The sequence below is a fragment of the Streptomyces sp. NBC_01591 genome, from assembly GCF_035918155.1.
Lineage (GTDB): Bacteria > Actinomycetota > Actinomycetes > Streptomycetales > Streptomycetaceae > Streptomyces.
Genome location: NZ_CP109327.1, coordinates 7,181,190 through 7,204,376, shown reverse-complemented (window position 1 = coordinate 7,204,376; position 23,187 = coordinate 7,181,190). Strand labels below are relative to the sequence as shown.

The following is a 23,187-nucleotide window of genomic DNA, read 5'->3' as shown; positions in this document are numbered from 1 at the left end:
CATCGCAGCGACATGCGAAAGAGTCGTTGCCTGCACCTCGCCGTTGAGCGGGCCGTCCGCCAGCCACAAAGTCAATCCATGGTGGCAAGCCTAATAATCATGGAGGTCGTCCTCTCCAACGGGCAGCGCGACGAGTACACAGACGAGGGAACCGTCTTCCCCTGTGAGGCGCCCAGGATCGTCAAGCACATCGCCGCAACAGGTTCCTGGGCTGCGGACGCGCCATGGGTGGTCGATCGCTGAAGCGATGGTCTTATTGCCGGGCCAGAGATGGATGGCGTCGAGCCTGAGCCCTTGACAGCGTCGTTCGCCTCGGCGGCGGCGCGCTCCAGGTTGATCAGGTTATCGCCGCGCAGATCTCCCCCACGGACGACCACGTGGTCCGTGGCGGAGATCTGCGCCCCGACCCGCGCCGAACGGAGTCGTGTAGTGCTTGCTGAGCGCCTGGGTGCTGTCAGCCGCGCCGAGAATCGATGCGCCCCCAACCTTCGGTGCTGCCGCATCCCCGTTGCTCGTTAGACCCTCGCTGGACTCGGTGATCGGGGTTCTCGCTGGCGCGGGAAGATCAGTGGCTGCGTGTGCGCCAATCCTGGGCGGTATCGGGGCGCTTGCCGGCCGTCCGTGAGGTCGTCGCACGCCCGGTTGCGGCAGGTCAGTGGCGACCGCGTGAGGTATTGGAGACGAAGACCCTTTTGGCCGCGGCGGAGGTGGCGAGTTCGAGCTGACCGCATCGGACCTGTGTCGCCTGTTCCTGGGGTCGACAAGGTGTTGCGCAGAAATCGACAGCTTGCGTGATCTCGTCGCCTACCTGTAGACCCGTTCGCCAACAGTCCCTCTCGCTACCGGAGTTCTGCGAATGTCTGATGAGCTCGTTAAGACACACATCCGTAAGTGGCTTGCCGCCAACGTCAAGGCTCAGGAGGCGTTCGCCGCAGAGATTGCCAAGCTGGAGGCTGCAGGACATCGGATGATCTACGGCGGTCAGAGAGGAGCCTTCTCCGATGGAAACGAGTGGCCTTGGACGGTCAGCGACTGGCGCACTGATGAGGTTCTGGACACTGGCAAGGCAACGGTCAAGGAGTTCGAAGCGCGACTGTCGGAGCTGGACCCCGGCAACAAGTGGCTCTTCGTTGACGACGTGAAGCAGGACTTCGGTATTGCCCGGGTCGCTCCAACACCCGGCCTGCCACAGGCCCTGGCTGATGTGCTGATCGATTGGCTAGAGGGCGATGCCGACGCCCAGGACTTTGCCGCTTGGCTGGGGGAGCCCGTCGACGTGATCGACGAGCAGATGCGCGACCCGGATGCGAAATGTCTCAACGGTTGACCTTGCGCCCAGTCGATCACGCTGAGCCGGAAGGCGGCCCCATACGCCTTCTCCTCGCATGTCCACGTCCGGGGCGCTGTTCCCCCGCTGTCCTGCCCAAGTCCGCTACGTCCATGAGAGGCACCCGCATGTCCGACGAACTCGTCAAGGCCCACGTCCGCAAATGGCTGGCTGCCAATGTCGCCGTCCAGGAATCGTTCCGAACGAAGGTCCGGGATCTGGAAGCATCCGGTCTGCTCATCGTCGACGGTGGCCAGATCGGCAGTTACGACGAGGATGATCGTGCTGACTGGGAGATCAGGGACTGGCGCACAGGCGAGGTTTTGGCGTCCGGGCACAGCACCTTCGACGGGATGGATGAAGTACTTGCACAGTTCGACCCGGAGCAGCGGTTCAGGTTCCTCGACCGCCTGTCGGAGGAGACCGAGCTTCCGGACCCGGGAGCAACGGACGGCCTTCCCGAAAGTTTGTCCGAGGCATTGGTCCAGTGGCTTGAGGAGAAAGCCGACGTTGACGAGGTTGCCGAATGGCTCGGTGAGCCCGTCGAGGTGATCGAGCGGCAGATGCGGAACGAGGTCGATGCGGCTCGCGCAGACGCGGAGCCCGCAACCAAGTGACGGCCTGATTTGGAGGGGAGGGCGGCGTGTGCCACCCTCCTTTCGTGTCCGGGCCCGGGGCACCGTTCGCCGTCCAGCCACCAGCGAAGGTCGTCGTCAACGGCGAGGCCGAGGGCCTGGTCCCAGTCGACGGGAAACCGACCTCCTCGATTCTTCGGCGAGTGGCCGGGCTGAGGGTTGTCCTCGCCGACGCCCGGAAGATCGTTACACTCCACCGAACGGACCGGCGAACAACAGCTGCTCACGATGGAGCCCCGCTCCGGCCTGCCCAGCCCTGCTGGCAGCTCCCTCGTTGACGAGCGTCGCGATCTCTCACACAGATCTCACAGACTGGCCGGGCTCCACCGGGACGTCAGGCTCCGACCTGGACCTACGCGATCGACTTGGACCAACTGGATCTCACAGGACGCGATGCACTACCTGTGCCATGAGGTACCGAGGGAGGGGCCCAGGACCAGGACCGGTGCGTCTTCTGGCCCGTCAAAGCGGTATTGCAGGGTTTCAGTCGTCGTCTCACTCACCCGCCCACGCTCCCACAGCGCACATTTTCCGGCGGGAGAGGGGGTCGGGCACTCGCCGGACCTCCCCATATGTCCACCGCATGTGTGCACCGCCCCACGGAGATCCTCCACATTCGGCTTCGCATTCCCGCGTTGCCGTTGGCGTCGCAGAGGGCGGCCGGCCGTCCTCTGCGACGACGCGAGCGTTCACCGCCTCGACGCGCTCAACCCGCGAACCGGGCCATCCACTCCTCGACCTCGTCCGCCGACCGCGGCAGGCCGGCCGAAAGGTTCTCGTGGCCGTCGTCGGTGACGACCAGGTCGTCCTCGATCCGGACGCCGATGCCGCGCCACTCCTCGGGCACGGTGAGGTCGTCCGGCTGGAAGTACAGGCCGGGCTCGACGGTGAGCACCATGCCCGGCTCCAGCGCGCCGCCGACGTACTCCTCGTTCCGGGCCTGTGCACAGTCGTGGACGTCCAGACCGAGCATGTGGCCGGTGCCGGCCATCGTGAAGCGGCGCTGGAGGCCGAGCTCGTACGCGCGGTCGGCGGGGCCTTCGATGAAGCCCCACTCGACCAGCCGTTCCGCCAGGTGGCGCTGGGACGCCTCGTGGAAGTCCCGGTACGCGGCGCCCGGCTTGACGGCCGCCATGCCGGCTTCCTGGGCCTCGTACACCGCGTCGTAGACCTTGCGCTGCAGGGGGGTGAAGGTGCCGCTGATCGGCAGTGTGCGGGTGACGTCGGCGGTGTAGAGGGTGTGCGTCTCCACGCCTGCGTCGAACAGGAGCAGCTCCCCCGGGCGCACCGGACCGTCGTTGTCCGTCCAGTGCATGATCGTGGCGTGCTCGCCCGCGGCGCAGATCGAGCCGTAGCCGACCGCGTTGCCCTCAAGGCGTGCGCGGCGGAAGAAGGTGCCCTCGATCCACCGCTCGGACGACGCTATCGCGCCGGAGAGCTCACCGATCGCATCGGTGAATCCGCGCACCGTGGAGTCGACGGCCTTGCGGAGCTCGGCGATCTCCCAGTCGTCCTTGACGAGGCGGAGATCGCTCAGCGCCTCTTCGAGTTCGTCGTCGCGCTCCTCGTCGGTGGTGACGGCAGCCTCCAGGGACGGGTCGATGCCCCGGACTATCCGGGTCGGCGCGCTGGAGGCAGCGGCCAGGTCGTCGGCCGCCGTGCGGACGTCCCGGCAGGGCAGACCGAGCACGAGCTCCGACTCGGCGAGGGAACGGCGCCGGCCCATCCACAGCTCGGCCGTGGCACCGGTCCAGAACTCGTCGTTGTTCCTGCTGTCCCGCGGCAGCTGATAGCAGTAGGCGTCATGGCCGCCGCCCGCCCGGGGTTCGAGAACGAGAGCACCGTCCCGGGCCTGGTCCCCGGTCATGTGCACGTAGCCCGTGTACGGGCGGAACGGGTAGCTGTCGTCGTTCGAACGGGTCTTGAGGTTCCCGGAGGGGATCACGAGGCGCTCGCCCGGGAAGCGCGCGGAGAGCGCGGTGCGGCGACGGGCCGCGTACGGAGCCTGCTCGTCGAGCCGCAGGTCGTGCCGCTCGGTGTCCGCCCAGCCCGTCCGCATCAGAGCGGACAGTTCCTCGGAGATCCCTGAGTAGAGACCGTTCTTTCGCCCCTTGGCCACGGTGTACGCCTTCCTCTGGGTGGTTTCCTCAGTGGCAAGGGGTGGAGCGGCGCCGTACGGACAGGCTTGCTCCCGGTGCCGCTCTGCGCCCTCGCCGCCGCCGGTCGTCGGCGGCTCCAGGACGGTATCCCGCGCCGTGCAAGTCCGGTGCCGAAGAGTGCCACTGGCACAGATCGGCCACATCCGCCGGCCGGAGGCGTTGATAATGGGGCATATGACGAACGCGAGACTCGGCGAGGCGCTTCGGCTGCTGGGCATCGATCACGAGGCGATCCGGGTCTATCTGGCACTGCTCGAACTGGCCCCCGCTCCGCTGAGTGCGATCGCCGCCGCGGCCGGTCTGGACGGTGCGGATCTGGCCGCCGCTTACGGGGCACTGGTCGATGCCGGTCTGGCCAGTGCCGCCGAGGAGGGCGGGGACGTGGTGGCCCCGGTTCCGCCGGCCGCCGGGCTGGAGATCCTCGCCCGGCACCGTGCGGCCGAGGTCGAGGAGTCACGCATCACCGTCGGGGGCGCGTTCGAGTCGTTCCGGCGGCAGCGGCTCGCCGCGTACAACGACGATCTCGTCGAGGTCGTCACGGGCGAGGCCATCGGCCCCAGGATGCGTCAGGCATGGGCGAGCGCCCGCGACCAGATCCGGCAGTTCGAGTCACCGCCGTACTTCCCCTTGTCCGGAGCCACGGACGACGCGCTGGCCACCCTCGCCAGAGGGGTGACGCAGCGTGTCGTGTACTCGCGGGAGTCGCTGGAGCATCCGGGCCGCCTGAAGGAGGCCATCGAACCGTGCATCAAGGCCGGCGAGCAGGCCCGGGTGCTGCCGTCGGTGCCGGTCAAGCTCGTGATCATCGACGAGGCGTACGCACTCGTGTCGTTGTCGATCCAGGAGGCGGACATACACAACACCATGCTGATCGTGCAGCCGTGCGGGCTGCTCTCCGCACTCATGGCACTGTTCGAGCAGTCCTGGCACAACGCTCTGCCGTTCCACGGCCGCACCACTCGCCCGGGCGGCCTGCAACCCGCCGATCGCCGCCTGTTGTGGCTCCTCGCGGGCGGTGCGGGCGATGACGTCATCGCCCGCGAGCTGGGCATCAGCCGCCGCACGCTCTTCCGCCGCCTCCAGATCCTGATGGCCCGGCTGGGCGCCGCGAACCGCTTCCAGATGGCCTTGCAGGCACAGCGCAACGGATGGCTGTGAGGTCGCCGGCCGCCTTGCCGATGTGTTCCAAACACACGTACGGGGTACGCCACTTGAGGCCATCGGCCGACTCCCGTATCGAGCGGGCCACCCGCCCCACGCAGATCCCCCGAGGTGGCGGCGTGACCCCGGACCGCTGAAGGGCACCATGAAGAGAACCTTCCTCGGGGCCGTGCTGGCCGCAGGCCTGCTGGCCGCCGTGCCGGCCGCACCGGCCGTCGGCTCCCCCGCGCGGGACACCGACACCGCGGCCACGACGACCGTCGTCCCCCTCGCGGACAGCTGGAAGCCGCCCCTCAGCACACGCGGCCGGTACGTCGTGGACGCCGAGGGCAACCGGTTCAAGCTCAAGTCCGCCAACTGGCACGGTGCGCAGGGCTCGTGGAACGGGTCGGGGGACATAAGTGTTCCCGCGAACCACCACGACTCCGAGAAGTCCGACCAGATGCCGCTCGGCCTCGACCGCGTACCCATCGCCACCATGCTGTCGGACTTCCACGAACTCGGCATCAACAGCATCCGCCTTCCGTTCTCCAACGAGATGCTCCACGACCAGCGCCCGGTCTCCGACGCGGCGGTCGCCGCGAACCCCGGGCTCCGCGGCAAGACCCCGCTCGTGCAGTCCCTCCGGGTGCGCTCCGGGGGCGACTGGGACCCGGGAGCCCGCAAGGGCGTATGCCCGGACGGGCAGCGAATCACCGGCGTGTCCCACCGCGATGGCCGCGGCCTCTGCACGGACACGGGTGGGCCCGGACTCGCGGACCCGGCAGGCGGATTCACCGTCGTGACGGACGAACGGCACGTGCAGCAGGGCGACCGGGCCTCCGGCTACACCAAGTACCAGTGCCCCCAGGACCGGTTCATGACCGGATACAGCGTCCGCGGCCAGGCCGTCTCCGGTGTGCTGTGCTCCTCCGCGTCACATGCGCTGCCGACGACGGGGCGCGCCGTGTGGTTCGACCGCGGCGACAACCGCCCGGCCGGCGGCCCCGGTGGCGAATTCGCCACCGGCAATTACAAGGGCCAGTGCGCCACCGACGAGTACGCGGCGGGCATCGCCTTCACCTGCGCGTGGGCCAAGGGCAGGACGCCCGACGCCCTGCTCTGCCGCGAGCTGTAGAACTCCCAGCCCGCGCCCGCGTACCGAGACGCCGGTGCACTCAAGCCCTGACATCTATTTAGGTTAGGCTAAGCTAAGCAGCATTTCAGTGACTCGGACGAACGACCAGGGTGGGGGCAGAATGGGACCGGTCGTCACGGAGCACGCGAACGCGCATCCGCCCGCCAGGCCGCTTCGCCGGCCGGAGGAACCGCGGAGCGGCACGGTCGTCGTCAAGTTCGGCGGCAACGCCATGGTGGACGCGGAACTGCAACGAACGTTCGCCCGGGACGTCGTGGAGCTGTGGCGCACGGGGCTGCGTCCGGTCGTCGTGCACGGGGGCGGGCCGCAGATCAGCTCGATGCTCGACCGCCTCGGCCTGGAGACCCGCTTCGAGGCGGGCCTGCGGGTGACCACTCCGGAGACCATGGAGGTGGTGCGCATGGTGCTGAGCGGCCGGGTCCAGCGGGAGCTGGTCAGCCATATCAACGCCCATGGGCCCTTCGCCGTGGGCATGACGGGCGAGGACGCGCACACCATGACGGCGGTACGGCGACCGGCCTGGGTGGACGGCCGGGCGGTGGACATCGGTCTCGTCGGTGACATCGTGGACGTCAACCCGGACATGGTGGGCACGCTCCTGGAACAGGGGCACATCCCGGTGGTCTCCCCCGTGGCACGCGGCGAGGACGGACAGGTCTACAACGTCAACGCCGACCTCGCGGCGTCCGCCCTGGCCGTGGCCCTCGATGCCGAGCGGCTGGTGATGCTCACCGATGTGGCGGGGCTGTACGCGGACTGGCCGCACAGCACCGAGGTGATCGGGCAGTTGACCGCCGACGCGCTGGACGGGCTGCTGCCGGGGCTGGCCGGGGGGATGCTGCCGAAGATGGAGGGCTGCCTGCGGGCCGTCCGCGGCGGTGTGGGCAAGGCGCAGGTGTTGGACGGCCGCGTGCCGCACGCCGTGCTCCACGGTGTCCTCGGCGGGACCGGACCCGGCACCACCGTGGTTCCCGGCGACGGCCCGGAGCACGACAGCGGCACCGCCTGACCTCGGCGAACACCCCCCGAAAAACCGATTGCCGCCCCGGACTCCGGTCCGGGGCGGCAATCGGTGCGCAGCGCGACCGGCGGTCAGAGGATCTTCGCGAGGATCCGCGCGTTGCGCCGGGGGTCCAGGGACTCCGCCCAGGACGAAGGCGCCGGACGCGTGGTCGTGGGCGCGAAGCCGTACCGGAGGAACAGGTCACCCCCGCCGGTCGTCGCCGTGAACAGGGCGTCGAGCGACCGGGCGCGCGCCATGGCCAGCAGAGCGCGCAGGAGTCCGGCTCCCACGCCGCGCCCCTGCCGGTGCCCGGCGACGCAGAAGTTGTACACGACGCCCACGGCCCCGAGGTCCGCCCCCGGGCCGGCCGGGTACACCCGCAGGCCTACGCAGCCTTCGAGCGGGGATCCGGGGGCCTGCGTCACGAGGAAGTCGGCCGCGTGGGCGGCGTAGAGCGAGGCGGGCCGCTCCCGCAGCGCCCCCGAACGCACGAAGGGCCGGGACAGTTCGGCGAGTGCGGCAGCGTCCTGCGCACGGGCGGGGCGCACGGAGGACGTGGGGGCGGGGAGGGCATGCGGCAGCGGGGCGGGGCCCGGCGTGGCCGTGATCAAGGCTTTCCTTCCTGGGTTTCACATGCGGAGAACGGCTCGTTGCCGGGTCGCTCCGAATGGGCGAACGGGTACGCGAGCTGCTCGGCCGCCACCGGCCGGCCCGTCCCGTTCACGGCGCCCGCTCCTCGGTCGCGCGGCCACCGACGTACGTCTGCACCACCTCGATGTCCCCGATGCGCGAGGAGTCGACGCGCCGGAGGTCGTCGCCGAGCACGACCAGGTCGGCCCGCTTGCCCGGGGCGAGGCTTCTCAGGGCGTCCTCCCAGTGGCAGGCCGAGGCGCCGGAGACCGTGTACGCGCGCAGGGCCTCGTCGACGGTGATGCCCTCAGGCGAGTTGATAGGCACCCAGTTCGACCGGGCTGTGGCCGAAGAGGGTGCCGCCGATGTCGGCCTCGGCACAGGCCGTGACTCCCTCGCTCAGACAGGTCCGGGCGGCACGTCCGATCGCCTCTGTCAACTCCTGCTGGGAGTACGGCAATCGCAGCGCGCGGGCCGCCCCCATGGCACCCTCGACGAGGAAGCCGTCGTCGTGCGGGATGTCGGCGGGGAGCAGGTCGAGCACGGCGGAGTTGACGACGCAGCCGTGCCCGGAGTCGTGCAGCACGAACACCTTGCGGCCATGGCTGACCCGGTCCGGTTCGGCGGCGGTCAGGTGTCGGCCCAGGGCCCGCTGGTCGTACCCGGCGATCTCCACCCAGGCGCCGGGCCCACCCGTTCGCGCGACGGCCTCCGCGACGACGTCAAGCACTTCGTCGATCCGGGTGCGGCCCGCGATGCTCGCGGTGTTCTGCTTGAACCCCGTCCAGGCCAGGTGCACATGGGCGTCGATGAACCCGGGCAGCACGGTGGCGCCCTGGAGGTCGATCACCTCGCGTGCGGGCAGGGAGGTCACGGCCGCGTCGAGGCCCGTGATCCGGCCCCGCCAGATGCCCAGGTCGTGGGCGACGGGGTGGTCCGGGTCCATGGTCAGGAAGCGGGCGTTCGTCAGTCTGGTGCAGAGCATCGGCGGTGCTGTGCGGGGTCAGTCGCCGGCCGCCGCGAGGGACCGGGGGCGCAGGTCGGTCCAGTGGGTCTCGATGTAATCCAGGCAGGCCTCCCGGGTGTTCTCGTCAAGGGCGATCGTCCATCCGCCGGGAACCTCGGCGAAGGACGGCCAGAGCGAGTGCTGTCCCTCGTCGTTCACCAGGACCAGGAAGCGGCCTTCGGGGTCGTCGAAGGGGTTGGTGCTCATGTGTCGGTGCCTCCTCGGGGCCGACGGGCCGGTGACGGCGGCGTCGTGAGTGTGCGTCAGATCGGCGATGCGGGTTGGATCGGAGATGAAGCGAGCAGAGATATTAGGTTAGGCTCACCTAATACAAGGTGAGCCTAACCTCTCCCTCTTCCCTCTCACAAGGAGATGCCGATGCGCCCGGTGACCGAGCGGGTCCGCACCGAAGACGGAGGGAACGCCTTCGCCGAGTTCGGACTGCCCGGCAGACCCGGTACCGACGGGTTCTGGGCTGCGGCGCGGACGCCCGCGTCGGTACCTGCCGACGGCGGCTGGCGGACCCTGTTCCTGTGGCGCGGGTCCGAGGCCCTCATCGACTTCGAGAGCTGGTCACAGCCGATCCCCCTGCGCCGGTGGGCCGATACCGACTGCTGGTACGCCGAAGTGCGCATGCCCGCGCGGCTGCGGGTGACCTACCGGTTCATCGCGGGCGGCGCGGCCTGTGCCGATCCGTTCAACCCGGCCGGTGCCGGCGGTGACCGGTCCATCGCCGCGACCCCGGACGCCCCGGCCCAGCCGCACTGGCCCGTCGTCGGCGCCGACGACGTACTGCCGCTCCCCCGCACCCGACTCCGCTGGGCGAGCGAGCGGCTCGGCGGGCGGCGCACCGTGCGCGTTCACCCGGCGGGCGGCGGCGGGCCGGTGGTCCTGCTGCTCGACGGGGACGACTGGCTGCACCTGCACCCGGCGATGACCGCGTTCGACTCGGCCGTCGCCCGCGGCGAGATGCCGCCCGTCACCCTGGTCTTCCTTCCGGCCAAGGACCGGAGGGCCGAGTTCGGGTGCAGGCCCGAGCTGTGGGAGGCGGTCCGGGACGAACTGCTGCCGCTGGTCGCGGATTCCGGCGTACCCGCCGACCTGGACCGGCTGGTGGTCGCCGGGCAGAGCCTTGGCGGGCTGAGCGCGATGTACGCGGCGTTGGAGTTCCCGGACCTGGTCTCGCGGGTCGCCTGCCAGTCGCCGTCCTTGTGGTGGGCGCCGGGCGCCGAGGACCGGCCGGACCCCTTGGGCGGCCCGGTCGGTGGTGCCATCGCCGCGCGACTGCGCCGGAGCCCCGACCTGTCCGGTCTGCGGTGCGCGTTCGACGTGGGGGAACACGAGACACGGATGCTGCCGCACTGCGCGCTGGCGGAGGCGCTGACCGAACAGGCCGGCGCGACGGTACGGGTATCGCGGTCGGCCTCGGACCACGACCGGGCGGGCTGGCGGCACGCCCTGCTCAGGGACGTCGCCTGGGCCCTCGCCTGAGCGGTTCCGGGGGGCATCCCGGGAACCGCCCGGCGCTTCACCGGGCCACGGCCAGGCAGTAGTCCGCGTCGCCGGCCAGGAGGTTGCGGTGGGTGTCCTCGGCGGTGATGACGCCGTCGTCCAGGACGAGAACCCGGTCGGCGGCGTCCAGCAGGGCCGGGCTGCTGGTGATCACGACCGTGGTGCGGCCCCGGCGCAACTTCGCGACGTTGCGCGCGATGAGCTGCTCGGTGACCGCGTCGACGGCCGTCGTCGGGTTGTGCAGGACCAGCACGTCGGAGTCGGCGGCCAGGGCGCGGGCCAGGGACAGCCGCTGCCGCTGCCCCCCGGAAAGGTTCGCCCCGCGGTCGCGGACCGCGTGGTCGAGCCCGTCGCGGTGGAGGGCGACGACATCGGTCAGCATGGACGCCTCGACGGCCTCGGGAATCATCCGGCTGGTGCCCGACGGGTCGATGTTGGTGCGGAGCGTGCCCGCGAAGATCTCGCCGTCGTACGGATTCACCAGCATGTGTTCGCGGACCGCCTCGACCGACAGGTCCGCCATCGCCTGCCCGCCGACCCGCACCACTCCCTCGTACGCATCGGGCGCGACGTTCACCGCGAGGACGGACGCGAGGTCGGCCGCCGCGCGCGGCTGGTAGACGGCGATCGCCACGAACTCCCCCGCGGCCACCTGGAACTTCAGCCCGCGCAGGGACCCGTACCCGACGCGGTCGACCTCCAGGCCTCCGCCCGCGGCCGGGCGCTGCGGCCCCGGGGTCGTCACCGGCGGCGCGGAGAGGACCAGTGCCATTCGCTCGGCCGAAGCGCGCGCCATCATCACGTACTTGGGCATCTCCGAGAACATCTTGAGCGGTTCGATGATGAACTGCGCGAGACCCACGGCCATGACCAGTTCCCCGATGGTGATCCGGCCGTCGAACGCCAGCCAGCCCGCCGTCAGGGACACCGCGGCGGCGAGGACCGCGTTGAGGGCCAGCGCGGTGCCCGCGTACGTGCCGTTCACCCTGGCGACGGTGATCGCCTGGCGCTTCGCGTCCGTGCTGACCTTCCGGTAGGACCCGAACGCCGCGTGGTTGCCGCCGAAGCCGTGCAGCGGGCGCAGGCCGGTGATCAGGTCGGCGACCTTCGCGCCCGCCCGCGCCACCCGGGCCTGCTGTTCGCGGGTACTGGCGCCGATCCGCTTGGACATCACGGCCAGGATCGACAGGATCGCGACGGTCCCCACGATCACCAGCAGGCCGAGCCGGATGTCGGCCAGGCCCAGCGCGACCGCCGCCACCACCACCGCGACCAGCGAGCTGATCAGCAGCGGCACCACCTCGATGATGTCGGCGGTCTGGTCCGCGTCCTCGGTGGCGATGGTCAGTACCTCGCCGGACTTCAGGTCGATGTCCCTGGCCACCGGCTGGAGCCCGCAGGCTGCCACCCGCACCCGCCAGCGGTGCGCCTCGGTGGTGTTGGCCTTCTGCAGGACGCGCATCCCGAACCGCCACGACAGCGACACCGTCGTGATGATCACGGCGAGCGCGCCGATCGACAGGCCGAGCGCGGCCGGGCTCCGGTCCCGCATGGTGTGCTCGACGATCAGGCCGAGTGCGATGGGGAAGGCCGTCTCCCCCGCCTGGTACAGGCCCATGAGGACGGTGCCCCGGACCATGGCGCCGACGTTGCGGCGCAGCGCGGTGCGCAGGATGTCCGCCCCCGGCCGGGGCCGCTGCGTGTCAGGAGTTGTCATCAAGGTGGCGCGCAATCGCTTCCGGGGTTCGCAGGGTGAACAGATCACGGATCGTGATCACGGGACCGTACTCCCGGCGGAGCAGCCCGGTCAGCCGCACCGCCAGCATGGAGTGTCCTCCGAGGGACAAGAAGTCGCTCACCGCGCTCACCTCGTCGTCGTCCAGGTCCAGTGCCTCGGCGAAGAACTCGCACACCACGGTCTCGGTCCCGTTCTCCGGGCCGCGTTCTCCCGCCGTGGTCAGCGCGCCGAGCGGCTTGGCCTCCGGCAACGCCTTGGTGTCGGCCTTCCCGTTCACGGTCAGCGGGATGCTGTCGACCCGGGCGAAATGCGTCGGGCGCAGGAAGTCCGGCAGCCCGGCGCCCACTTCGGCGGCCACCCGCGCCAGGTCGGCGTCCTCCAGCACGAGATAGGCGGCCAGCCGGTACGCGCCGTCGACCTGCGGATCGGGCTGGGCGACCGCGGCGACGAATCGCACTGCCGGGTGCGCCGCGAACACGGCCTCGACCTCACCGAGTTCGACCCGGTGTCCGCGGATCTTGACCTGCTGGTCGGTGCGGCCGAGGTACGTCAGGTTCCCGTCGGGCCGGCGGACCACCAGGTCGCCGGTGCGGTACATGCGCTCGCCGGGTCCGCCGAACGGGCAGGCGACGAAGCGGTGCGCGGTCTGGGCGCTCTGCCCGAGGTAGCCGCGGGCGATGCCGATGCCCGATACGTACAGCTCACCGGGGACTCCGTCGGGCAGCGGCCGCAGCCACGGGTCCAGTACGTACACCTCGGTGTTGTCGATCGCCACGCCCACCACCGGGTCCTGGCATTCGAAGGTGCCGACGCCGAGGGTGTTGATGGTGTACTCGGTGGGCCCGTACAGGTTGTAGCCGACCGTCCCCTCGGTCCCGGCGAGCCGTTGCCAGAGCGCCGGGGTGACGGCCTCGCCGCCCAGCAGCACCAGCGCCGGCCGCCGCGCCGGGTTGTCGAGCAGGCCCTCGGCCACCAGTTGCTGTGCGTAGGTCGGGGTCACGTTGATGACGTCGATCCCGTGCTCACGGCAGTACTCGACCAACCGGGGGGCGTCGCGGCGCAGTTCCTCGTCGCAGATGTGGACCTCGTGGCCGTCGGCGAGCCACAGCAGTTCCTCCCACGACATGTCGAAGGCGAACGACACGGTGTGCGCGATCCGGAAGACCCGGTGGCCGTGCTCGGCGAGGACCGGCTCGAAGATCCGCCGCTGGTGGTTGATGAGCATGTTGGTGAGGCCGGCGTACTCGGTCACCACGCCCTTGGGCTTCCCGGTCGAGCCGGAGGTGTAGATCGTGTACGCGGGGTGCCGCAGGCGGTCCGGGTCGTCCGGTGCGAACGTCACGTACGGATCGGCCTCGGGCAGCGGGCGGTCCAGTTCGATCAGCTCGCCGCTCAGCCGGGGCGACACGGCACTCACGGTGAGGATCACCTCGGGCCGGGCGTCCGCGACGATGGTCGCGATCCGCTCGTCCGGGTGGTCCAGTTCCAGCGGTACGTACGCGGCGCCGACGCGCAGCACGGCGAACAGTGCCACGATCGAGTCGAGGGAGCGCGGGATCGCCAGGCCCACGGTCGTCTCGGGGCCGATGCCCCGCCGGGCGAGCACGCCCGCCACCGCACGGCTGCGGCCTTGGAGTTGGGCGAAGGTCAGGGCCGAGCCGTGGGCGACGAGCGCGACCCGTTGCGGATCGCGGTCCGCCGCCCGGTCGAAGCGGTCGACGACGGTGTCCGTGCCGATGTCGGTGCGTCCCGCGGGCTCGGGGGCCGGGGCGAGCCCCGGCAGCGCGCCCACCCGGCCCGTGGACCGGGCCAGGTCCTCCAGCACGCGCAGGTAGTCGTCCAGGAGACGGCGGGCGCCCGCGGGGTCGTCGTCGCGGTGCTCCAGCTTGACCGTGAGCCGGTCGCCGGGCGTGACGACCCAGGTGAACGGGTAGTGCGTGGAGTCGTCGGCCTGCACCGAGGTGATGCCGTGCCGGGCGTTCATCTCAGCAAACGCGTCCAGGTCCAGGAAGTTCTGGAGCACGAACAGGTTGTCGAACAGGGCGTCGTGGCCGGCGGCCCGCTGGATCTCGCCGAGCCCCAGGTGCTCGTGCTCCATCGCCTCGACCCGGGCCGCCTGTACGGCCGACAGGTACGCGCCGACCGTGTCGTCGGGCCGGGCCCGGGTCCACATGGGCACCGTGTTGAGCAGTACCCCGACGATGCCGGAGTGGCCCTCGCCCTCCCGGCCCGAGACGGTCACACCGAACACGGCGTCACCGCGACCGGTGTGGGCGCCGAGGAGGAGGCCGAACGCGCCGGTCAGCACCGTGTTCAGCGTGACGCCGTGCACCCTGGCCGCTTCCCGCAGCAAGTCGGAGAGTTCGGCGGACATCGTCTGCGTGAGGGCGCGCGGCAGCTCGTCGGAGAGGGCCGGGGCCGGTCCGGCGAGCAGCGTCGGAACGGACAGGCCGGACAGGTGTTCCGCCCAGAAGCGGTTCGACACCGCGGGGTCCTTGGCGTCGAGCGTCCGGGCGTACTCCTCGAAGCTCGGCACGGCCAAAACCGCGACCGGCGGCTCGCCCGCCACTACGGCCTCGTACGCGTCGAACAGGTCCCGCAGCACGATCTCGCGGGACCAGCCGTCCCAGAGCAGCAGGTGGTAGCTGAGCAGCAGGCCGTCCCGGCCGCCGGGCAGCCGCACCACCGTCAGCCGGATCAGCGGCGGCTCGCCCGGGTCGAATCCCGACTCGCGGTCCCGGGTGCGCAGCTCCTCGACCTCGGTGTCGGTCGTCGGAACGATCGTGCGGACGTCGACCCGGCGGCCCGCCTTGAGGACCTGTACCGGGTTTCCGTCGTCGTCGGTGATGAAGCCGGCGCCCACGACCGGGTGGCGTGCGATCACGTACGCCATCGCCTCGGCCAGCGCATCGGTGTCCAGGCGCCGGTCGAAGGTGAACCAGCTCTGTGCGACGTAGTGTCCGGCCGTGCCCGCCATCTGGGCCTGGAAGAACAGGCCTCTCTGGAGCGGGGTGACCGGTGCCGTGCGCTCGGCCGTCGCGGCGGCGTCCGCGATGTGCTCCAGCGCGCTGCGCCAGTGCTCGGTGATCGCGTCGGGTATGCCCTCGGCGAGGGTGAATTCCGCGTGCAGGCTTCCGGTGGCGTCATCGGTCCACGCGTTGACCTCGACGGCGTACGGGCTGTCCTGGTCGCCGCCGGTGAGGCGGAGGGCCTGGGACTCGCTGCCCCGGCCGAGGTAGTTGAACAGCACCTGCGGGCGGGCGTTCAGCAGCGGGACCGTCTGCGGGTTGAGGTACCTGAGCAGGCCGTAGGTGACGTGCCCGGACTCGTCCGGCCGGCGTTCGGCGACCTCGCGCGCCGCCGCGACGGGGTCGGTGTGCGCGGTGAGCCGCACGGGTGCGATGGCGGTGAACCAGCCGACGGTACGGGAGTAGTCGTGGTGTTCCAGGGCCGGGACCCGGCCGTGGAGCTCCAGTTCGACCGCGAGGTCGGTGGGCGTGGGCTGAATGCGTGTCAGCGCGGTGCGCAGCGCGCCGCACAGCAACTCGGTGAGGCCCACGCCGAGTGCGGCGGGCGCGCTGCGCGTCACCCGGTCGCTCACCTCGGGGGCGAGCCGGACCGTGGTCTCCCGCAGGTCCCGGACCGCGGGCAGCAGCGCGGGCGCCCGGAGCGTGGTGACCCAGTGTCCGAGGTCGTCGGTCAGCCGGGCGGACCGCACCACCAGCGCTTCGGCGTACTCGGCGTAGGACGTGGTCGGCGGTGGCAGGGCCGCGCCGCTCAGGGCGGTGGCCAGGTCGTCGAGGAGGACCAGCCAGGACACCGCGTCGACGGCGAGGTGGTGCACGGTGACCACCAGGGTCCGGCTGGCCGCCAGCCAGGAGAACGCGATGACGTCCCCGGATTCGGGGTCGAGCCGTCCGGCCGCCTCGTTCGCCGCGGCCGTGGCGTCGGCGGCGTCCGTCGGTGCGACGGTGACCTCGCGGGCGGGCTCGGTGCGCAGCGCCCACACGCCGTGCTCGACGCGCAGCCGCAACCGGAGGGCCGGGTGCGCGGCCACGACGGCGTTCGCGGCGCGCCGGACGTCGGCGAGGCCGGTGCCCTCGGCGGTCACCACTGCCCTGGCCTGGGCGAACCGGGCGAGCGACCCGCCCAGTTCGCGCCGGCGCAGGATGATCGGGGTGGCCGGCAGCGGGCCGTCCTCGCGGCGGGACGACATGGACGCGACGGGCTGCGGGGTGTGCGTGGCCAGATGCTCGGCGAGCGCGCGCGGGGTCTTCAGCAGGAACACGTCCCGGGGGGCGATCGGCAGGCCGAGCGCCCTGGCCCGGTTGATCACGGTGATGGCGACGATGCTGTCGCCCCCGGCGCCGAAGAAGTCGGTGTCGGCGTCCACGGCGACGCCGGGCAGCGTCTCGGCGAAGATGCCGACCAGCGCGGTGAGCGCCGGGCCGCTCGGGGCCACCGGGATGTCGTCCCGCGCGGCGCGCTCGGTCAGGGCCCTGCGGTCCAGCTTGCCGTTGACCGTCAGCGGCAGCGCGTCGACGGGCAGCACCCGGCCCGGCACCATGTGCGCGGGCAGCCTGGTGGACAGCAGGGCGGTGAGGTCACCGGGCACCCGGCCCACGACGTGCGCGACGAGGTGGTCGCCGCTGTCCGCCACGGTGACGGCCGCATCGACGACACCGTCGAGCTCCCTGACCGCGGACTCCACTTCGCCGAGCTCGATGCGGAAGCCCTTGAGCTGCACCTGGTCGTCGGCACGGCCGACGAACTCCAGCTCGCCGTCGAGCGTGCGGAGGGCGAGGTCGCCCGTGTGGTACATGCGGGAGCCGTCGCCCGCGAACGGGTTCGCCACGAACCGGCCCGCGGTGAGCCCCGGCCGGCCCAGGTAGCCGAGTGACACCTGGTCGCCGGCGACGTAGATGGCGCCCACCCGGCCCGGCGGTACCGGCCGGAGCCGGTCGTCGAGCAGGTGGGTGACCAGGCCGGGGATCGGGCCGCCGATCGGGCTGACGTCGTCGCCGGGGACGAAGTCCTCGTCGGTCAGGACCCGATGGGTGACGTGGACGGTGGTCTCGGTGATGCCGTACATGTTGACCAGCTCGGGCGATCCGGTGCCGTGCCGCTCGACCCAGCCGCGCAGCCGCCCGAGGTCCAGCGCCTCGCCCCCGAAGATGATCCGGCGCAGCGCCGTGACCGGTTCCTCGGCGAGCCGGTCCGCCTCGATGAACCGGTAGAACGCCGACGGGGTCTGGTTGAGCACGGTCGCCCCGCGCTCGCGGACCAGCCGGTGGAAGTCGACCGGGGAGCGGGTCAGCCCGTACTCCGGCACCAGCAGCTCGCCGCCGTGCACCAGCGCGCCCCACAGCTCCCAGACCGCGAAGTCGAAGGAGAAGGAGTGGAACTGGACCCATACGTCCTGCGGGCCGAAGTCCATGTCGGGCCGGGTGTTGGCGAGGAGCGTCACCACGGCGGAGTGCGGGACCACGACGCCCTTGGGCCGGCCGGTGGAGCCGGACGTGTAGATCACGTACGCGGGGTCGTGCCAACTGACCTCGGGCCCGGCGGTGGTGGCCGGCGGCAGCTCGTCGCCCTGGACGAGCACGCGGGCCTTCACATCCGCCCGTGCCAGCAGCCGGGTGAAGCGGCCCTGCTGTTCACGGTCCACGAGTACGACCTGCGGGGCGGCGTCGGCGAGGACGTACTCCAGCCGTTCGTCCGGGTACGCCAGGTCCAGCGGCACGTACGCACCGCCCGCGGTGACGACCGCGACCAGGGCGACGACCTGCTCCACGGAGCGCGGCACCGCGACGGCGACCCTCTTGCCCGGACCGACACCGGCCGCCCGCAGGGCGGAGGCCAACTCGTTCTTGGCGTCTGCCAGTTCACCGTACGTCAGTGACCGGGTACCGCCGTCGAGGGCGCACTGGGTGACGGCGGTGGCTGCCGGGTCGCGGTTCGCGGCGGCGTCGAAGAGTCCGCCCAGCGTCGCCGGGGAGATCCGCGCCGGGCTCCGGCCTGCCTCGGGGGCCAGGTCGTCGACCGGGGCGTCCGGCCGGTCGAGCAGGCCGGTGAGGGTCCGGGTGAACGTGCGCAGGATCGCCTCGGCGCTCTCCCGGCGCAGCAGCTCCCCGTCGTGGATCAGGTTGAAGCGTGGGCGGCCGTCGCGTGCGCGCTCCACCACCAGCGTCAACGGGTAGTGCGGGGCGCCCTCGTTGACGATGTCGGTGATGACCAGCTCGTCACCGGGTCCGCGCAGTATGTCCACGTCGGTCGCGACGTCGAACACCACCAGGGTGTCGAACAGGGTGCCGGTGCCCGCCTGACGGCCGATACTGGCCAGCGAGACGTGCTGGTGCGCCAGCACCGCGCTCTGGTGTTCCTTCACCGCGGTGAGCAGCTCGCGTGCCGTGGTGCCGGCGGCCCACCGGGCGCGCACAGGGATCGTGTTGATGAACAGGCCCACCATGTCCCCGATGCCGGGCACCTCGGCGTCGCGCCCGGACACCGTGGAGCCGAACACGACGTCCCTGCCGTGCAGGATGCCGCCCAGCGTCACCGCCCACGCGCTGTGCACGGCCGCGCTCAGGGGCACACCGGCCGACCTGATGGCCGCGTCGATGTCTTCGGCGGGCTCGACGGCGGTGTCGGCGAACCGTTCGGAGGGGGTGTGCCCCTCGGCGACCAGCGAGGGGCCGGGCAGACCGGCGAGTTCCTCGCGCCATACCCGGTCGCTCTCGTCGTGGTCGCGTCCGGCGAGCCAGGCCACGTAGTCGCGGTAGCCGCCGAGCGGGTACGCGGTGCCCGGCGCGTGGTACTCGGCCAGCAGCGCGCGGAGCATCGGCGGCACGGACCAGCCGTCGGCAATGATGTGGTGGACGGTCTGCACCAGGACGTTGCGGCCGGAGCCCGCGCGGATGAGCGTGTACCGCATCAACGGCCCGGTGGCCAGGTCGAACCCGGCGCGGCGGTCCCGCTCGGCGTGGTCGCGGATCTCGTCGTCGGTGAGGGAGGGGCGGTCCAGCGTGGTGAAGGGCGCCGCCGTGCCGCTTTCGAGGACGGAGACGACACGGCCGTCGGCGAGGGCCGTGAAGCGGGCGGCCAGGTTGGGGTACAGCGTGAGCAGCCGGGTGGCCGCCGCCGCGAGCCGGTCGGCGTCCACGTCGCCGTCCAGCGTCAGCAGCTGCTGTTCGACGTAGCTGCCGGTCGCGTCGTCGTCGAAGACCGAGTGGAAGTACAGGCCCTCCTGCAAGGGGGTCAGCGGCAGGATGTCCCGCAGCGCCGGGCCGTCCAGGTCGTCGACATCGGCCTGGGTGAGGGGCGCCAGGGCGAAGTCGCTGGGCGTGTGGCCGCCTTCTTCGAGCGCGGCCAGGGCGGCCAGGGCGGCCCGGAAGTACGCGCCGAGGGTGGTGATGTCCTCGTCGGTGAACATCCCCTCGGGCCAGGAGATGGTGGTGACCAGCTCGTACGCGCCGCTCGCGTCGGGTTCGGCGATCGCGTTGAACTCCAGGGCGCGCGGCAGGCGCATTCCCGGGTCGCGCTTCTCGCCCAACTGTCCTGTAGTGCCCGCGAGTTGCCAGTCACCGGACGCGCCGGCGTCGAAGCGGCCCAGGTAGTTGAACAGCACCTGCGGTGCGGGCGTGGTCAGCCCGGTGTCGGTCAGGTAGCGCAGGGCACCGTAGGGGACGCCGTTGCCCGGCACCCCGGCGAGGTCCTCCTTGACCGCCTTGAGGGCGGCGGCCAGGTACGCGGGTGCGGTGAAGTCGGCTGCCGCGCCGGGGTCCACGGTCACCGGGAACAGAGTGGTGAACCAGCCCACGGTCCGCGACAGTTCGGGCTCGAAGCCGGCGGCGTCCGCCACGAAGCGTCCCTCGCGGCCGTGGCCCTCCAGTTCGATGTGGGCGAACGTCTGGTCCTGCCCGCGGTCGCGGCGCCACCGGGCGAGGGTGACGGCGAGCGCGGTCAGCAGCACGTCATTGACGCCCGCGTGGAACTTCGCGGGGATCCCGCCCAGCAGTGCGGCCGTGTCCTCGGGCCCGACGGAGACGGTCCGCGTCCGCTCCCGGGCGACGGTGTCGGCTTCGGTCGGCGCACGCCTGCCCAGCAGTGCGTCCGCTCCCGGCAAAGGGCGCTCGAAATACGTACGGTCCGTTCCGGGGGCCGTACGCTCCAGCAACTGCGTCCAGCGCCTGAACGACGTACCCACGGGAGGCAGGTCGATCGGCGTGCCCGAGGCGAACTGGCGCCATGCCGTGGCCAGGTCGTCCATCAGGATCCGCCAGGACACGCCGTCGATCACGACGTGGTGGGCGACCAGGACCAGTTGCCGCGCCTCGCGGCGCCACACGGCGCGCAGCATCACGCCGCCCGCCGGGTCGAGCCCCTCGGTGGCGAGCGCGACGCACTCCGCCGGCGGGCGGTCGCTCTCCTGCCACCCCACGACGGCCCGGCCGGCCTCGGGGATGTCGAAGCCCCAGCGGTCGCCGCGCACCAGCTCGGCGCGCAGCATGTCGTGGCGCCTCAGCACGGCGGCGAGGATCTCGTCGAGAGCGCCGGCGGTCAGGTCCGCCGGTGTGTTGAGCACGACCGACTGTACGAAGCCGTCGATCGCGTCCGTGGTCCGGCCGAGCCACTGCACGATGGGCGATCCCACGACGGGACCGGTCGCGACATCGCCGTGGTCCACGGCGGAGACGTCCTCGCGGCTCGCCACCGCGGCCAGTGCCCCGAGGACGCTGTGGGTGAAGATCTGCCGTGCGGTGACGTAGAGGCCCGCGTCCCGCAACGCGCTCAGCAGTGAGATCGCCAGGATGCTGTCTCCGCCGAGCTGGAAGAAGTCCTGGTCGACACCGGTCTTCTCCAGCCGCAGCACCGCCGCGACGGCCGCGCACACCACCCGCTCGTCGTCGGTGGCGGGTGGCACGACGGAGCCCGTGCCGGTGGCGGGCTCCGGCAGGGCGCCCCGGTCGACCTTGCCGTTCGCGGTGAGCGGGAACTCCGTCAGCACGACGAGGTGGGCGGGCACCATGTACTCCACCATGTGCAGGGCGGCCCACGCCTTGACCTCGTCCGCCCGCAGGTCCTCGTTGCCTGCGGCCGGGATCACGTACCCCACCAGGTAGGTGCCGCCCGCCGTGTTCTTCTTCGCGACGACGCAGGTGTGCCGTACTCCGGGGTGCTCCGCGAGGCCGGCCTCGACGTCCTCGATCTCCAGCCGCATGCCGCGGATCTTGACCTGGTTGTCGGCGCGGCCGAGGAAGTCCAGCGATCCGTCCGGGGCGAAGCGCGCCAGGTCACCGGTCCGGTACAGCCGGGACCCGTCCTTGGCGAAAGGGTTGGCCACGAACCGGGACGCCGTCAGGCCGGGCGCGTTGACGTACCCGCGCCCCAGGAGGAGTCCTCCCGCGTACAGCTCGCCGCCGACACCGACCGGGACCGGGCGCAGCTCCTCGTCCAGCACGTACAGCTGGGTGTTGGGGTTGGCCCTGCCGATCGACGTCGACAGGCGTTCGGCCGCGCCCCGGTAGATGACGTGGGAGACACCGATGGTCGTCTCGGCCGGGCCGTAGCCGTGGTACAGCGGGATGTCGAGCCGGGTGCGGAACCGCTCGTACAGCTCGGGGGTCAGCACCTCGCCGCCGCACCACACGTGCCGCAGGCTGCCCAGGCGGCCGGAGTCGCCCGCGATCTCCAGCAGCACGTCCAGCATCGACGACACCAGGTACGTGAAGGTGACGCGCTGCTCGGCGATCACGCTCAGCAGGTGGTGCGGGTCGCGTTCACCGCCGGGCCGCAGGATCACCAGGCTGCCGCCGGACACCAGAGGCAGGAAGATCTCGTTGATGGAGATGTCGAAGGACAACGGCGCCTTGAACAGCGACGCGTCGTCGTGGCCGAAGCCCAGGATCTCGTCGGCCTGCCACAGCAGGCGCTCGCTGATCGCTTCGTGCCGGATCATGGCGCCCTTGGGCCGTCCGGTCGAACCGGATGTGAAAATCACGTACGCCAGGGCCGAGCCGGGGACGGTTGCCTCCGGCCCCTCGGCGGGGTAGTCACCGAACCTCCAGTCGCCGAGGTCGACGGCCACGGCGTCCGGTTCACCCGCACCGTGCTCACCCGAGTCGTTGAGCTGCAGCACGACCCGGGCGTCCTCGACGACGACGGCGCGGCGCTCAGCGGGCCACTGCGGATCGAGCGGCACGAACGCACACTTCGCCTGGAGCACGGCGAGGAGCCCGATGACCATCTCGGCCGAGCGGCCCAGCGAGATCCCGACGAGCTGTTCGGAGCTGAGACCGCGTGCGATCAGGTGGTGGGCCAACTGGCTGGAGTATTCAGCTGCTTGACGGTACGTCAATGAGCGGTGCTCATCCACGATGGCGACGGCGTCCGGTCTGGCGCGCGCCTGCTCGCGGAACATCTCCATGATGCTCGGGCGGACCCGGTCGGCCCGGGTGTCGTTCCACCGGGCCAGGGCTTCGATCCTCGCCGCCACGCCGGACGGGCCGATGGTGCCGATGGGCCGGTCCGGGAAGTCGGCCAGGTCGTCCAGCGCGAGCTGCGCGTCGGCGGGCACGACGCCGTCGGGGACGGTGATGCTCCGGCCGTCCGCGCCGACCTCCCAACCCTCGCTCCCGGCGCCGCCGTTGTCGACCCACCCGAGGACATCGGCGAACAGTGTGCCGGGGGTGAGTTCCAGGCCTTCGGGACCGTGGCCGGTCGCCCAGTACGACAGCCCGATGGCGCATGCTTCGGCGATGGTCCGGTCCCTGTAGTCGCCGGTTCGCCGACGTACGTCGACCAGTCGAGCAGGAGAGAGCAGTACGCGAGGAGCGCTCGGTTCCGTCATCGAAGACTCAGCATCCTTCCAAGGTATGC

The 23,187-nt window shown here is 71.2% G+C and carries 13 protein-coding genes and 1 pseudogene; 7 read left to right on the top strand and 7 right to left on the bottom strand.

The window, feature by feature from the left end:
• The first annotated feature begins 78 nt into the window (after window positions 1–78).
• The 3 genes from OG978_RS33230 (at window position 79) to OG978_RS33220 (ending at window position 1,944) form a co-directional block, all read left to right on the top strand.
• Window positions 79–243, top strand: a complete 165-nt coding sequence (locus OG978_RS33230) for a hypothetical protein (RefSeq protein WP_326768754.1) — start codon at window positions 79–81, stop codon at window positions 241–243.
• A gap of 613 nt (window positions 244–856) precedes the next feature.
• A complete protein-coding gene (locus OG978_RS33225; RefSeq protein WP_326768753.1) occupies window positions 857–1,327 on the top strand; it encodes a hypothetical protein in 471 nt (156 codons plus the stop codon).
• Between the two features lie 128 nt (window positions 1,328–1,455).
• Window positions 1,456–1,944, top strand: coding sequence for a hypothetical protein (locus OG978_RS33220; protein WP_326768752.1), 489 nt, complete (start codon window positions 1,456–1,458; stop codon window positions 1,942–1,944).
• Window positions 1,945–2,668: 724 nt separating this feature from the next.
• Here the strand turns inward: OG978_RS33220 and OG978_RS33215 are convergent.
• Entirely contained in the window at window positions 2,669–4,081 is a 1,413-nt protein-coding gene (locus OG978_RS33215) for an aminopeptidase P family protein (protein ID WP_442817783.1), read from the bottom strand.
• Window positions 4,082–4,295: 214 nt separating this feature from the next.
• Between OG978_RS33215 and OG978_RS33210 the strand changes: the two genes are divergently transcribed.
• The 3 genes from OG978_RS33210 to argB all read left to right on the top strand — a co-directional run bounded on the left by OG978_RS33210 (window position 4,296) and on the right by argB (window position 7,429).
• Window positions 4,296–5,279: a LuxR family transcriptional regulator gene (locus OG978_RS33210; protein WP_326768751.1), complete on the top strand. Its 984-nt coding sequence runs from the start codon at window positions 4,296–4,298 to the stop codon at window positions 5,277–5,279.
• A gap of 148 nt (window positions 5,280–5,427) precedes the next feature.
• Window positions 5,428–6,399, top strand: coding sequence for a hypothetical protein (locus tag OG978_RS33205; RefSeq protein WP_326768750.1), 972 nt, complete (start codon window positions 5,428–5,430; stop codon window positions 6,397–6,399).
• Window positions 6,400–6,520: 121 nt separating this feature from the next.
• Entirely contained in the window at window positions 6,521–7,429 is a 909-nt protein-coding gene (argB, locus tag OG978_RS33200) for an acetylglutamate kinase (protein ID WP_326768749.1), read from the top strand.
• Between the two features lie 83 nt (window positions 7,430–7,512).
• Here argB and OG978_RS33195 read toward each other — a convergent pair whose 3' ends face one another.
• The 4 genes and pseudogenes from OG978_RS33195 to OG978_RS33185 form a co-directional block, all read right to left on the bottom strand.
• Entirely contained in the window at window positions 7,513–8,034 is a 522-nt protein-coding gene (locus OG978_RS33195; RefSeq protein ID WP_442817782.1) for a GNAT family N-acetyltransferase, read from the bottom strand.
• A gap of 109 nt (window positions 8,035–8,143) precedes the next feature.
• The gene (locus OG978_RS48400) at window positions 8,144–8,380 is read right to left on the bottom strand and encodes an amidohydrolase family protein (RefSeq protein WP_442817781.1); all 237 of its coding nucleotides are present in this window, start codon (window positions 8,378–8,380) and stop codon (window positions 8,144–8,146) included.
• A pseudogene (locus OG978_RS33190) lies at window positions 8,367–9,038 on the bottom strand (amidohydrolase family protein); the annotation flags it as partial. The pseudogene OG978_RS33190 and the gene OG978_RS48400, both read right to left, overlap by 14 nt.
• A gap of 18 nt (window positions 9,039–9,056) precedes the next feature.
• Window positions 9,057–9,266, bottom strand: coding sequence for an MbtH family protein (locus OG978_RS33185; RefSeq protein ID WP_326768748.1), 210 nt, complete (start codon window positions 9,264–9,266; stop codon window positions 9,057–9,059).
• Window positions 9,267–9,437: 171 nt separating this feature from the next.
• Between OG978_RS33185 and OG978_RS33180 the strand changes: the two genes are divergently transcribed.
• Window positions 9,438–10,550 (top strand): alpha/beta fold hydrolase, encoded by a 1,113-nt coding sequence (locus OG978_RS33180; RefSeq protein ID WP_326768747.1) that lies wholly within the window; start codon window positions 9,438–9,440, stop codon window positions 10,548–10,550.
• A 37-nt stretch (window positions 10,551–10,587) separates the two neighbouring features.
• Here OG978_RS33180 and OG978_RS33175 read toward each other — a convergent pair whose 3' ends face one another.
• Both OG978_RS33175 and OG978_RS33170 read right to left on the bottom strand, forming a co-directional pair.
• Entirely contained in the window at window positions 10,588–12,288 is a 1,701-nt protein-coding gene (locus tag OG978_RS33175) for an ABC transporter ATP-binding protein (protein WP_326768746.1), read from the bottom strand.
• Window positions 12,275–23,158 (bottom strand): non-ribosomal peptide synthetase, encoded by a 10,884-nt coding sequence (locus OG978_RS33170; RefSeq protein ID WP_326768745.1) that lies wholly within the window; start codon window positions 23,156–23,158, stop codon window positions 12,275–12,277. The genes OG978_RS33175 and OG978_RS33170 overlap by 14 nt, the downstream gene beginning before the upstream one ends.
• Window positions 23,159–23,187: the final 29 nt, after the last annotated feature.

Excerpts from the sequence above, each read along its gene's own strand:
- OG978_RS33185 (WP_326768748.1), bottom strand. The coding sequence starts at position 9,266 with ATGAGCACCAACCCCTTCGACGACCCCGAAGGCCGCTTCCTGGTCCTG.
- OG978_RS33225 (WP_326768753.1), top strand. The coding sequence starts at position 857 with ATGTCTGATGAGCTCGTTAAGACACACATCCGTAAGTGGCTTGCCGCC.
- OG978_RS33230 (WP_326768754.1), top strand. The coding sequence starts at position 79 with ATGGTGGCAAGCCTAATAATCATGGAGGTCGTCCTCTCCAACGGGCAG.
- OG978_RS33220 (WP_326768752.1), top strand. The coding sequence starts at position 1,456 with ATGTCCGACGAACTCGTCAAGGCCCACGTCCGCAAATGGCTGGCTGCC.
- OG978_RS33180 (WP_326768747.1), top strand. The coding sequence starts at position 9,438 with ATGCGCCCGGTGACCGAGCGGGTCCGCACCGAAGACGGAGGGAACGCC.
- OG978_RS33210 (WP_326768751.1), top strand. The coding sequence starts at position 4,296 with ATGACGAACGCGAGACTCGGCGAGGCGCTTCGGCTGCTGGGCATCGAT.
- OG978_RS33175 (WP_326768746.1), bottom strand. The coding sequence starts at position 12,288 with ATGACAACTCCTGACACGCAGCGGCCCCGGCCGGGGGCGGACATCCTG.
- OG978_RS33170 (WP_326768745.1), bottom strand. The coding sequence starts at position 23,158 with ATGACGGAACCGAGCGCTCCTCGCGTACTGCTCTCTCCTGCTCGACTG.
- argB (WP_326768749.1), top strand. The coding sequence starts at position 6,521 with ATGGGACCGGTCGTCACGGAGCACGCGAACGCGCATCCGCCCGCCAGG.
- OG978_RS33205 (WP_326768750.1), top strand. The coding sequence starts at position 5,428 with ATGAAGAGAACCTTCCTCGGGGCCGTGCTGGCCGCAGGCCTGCTGGCC.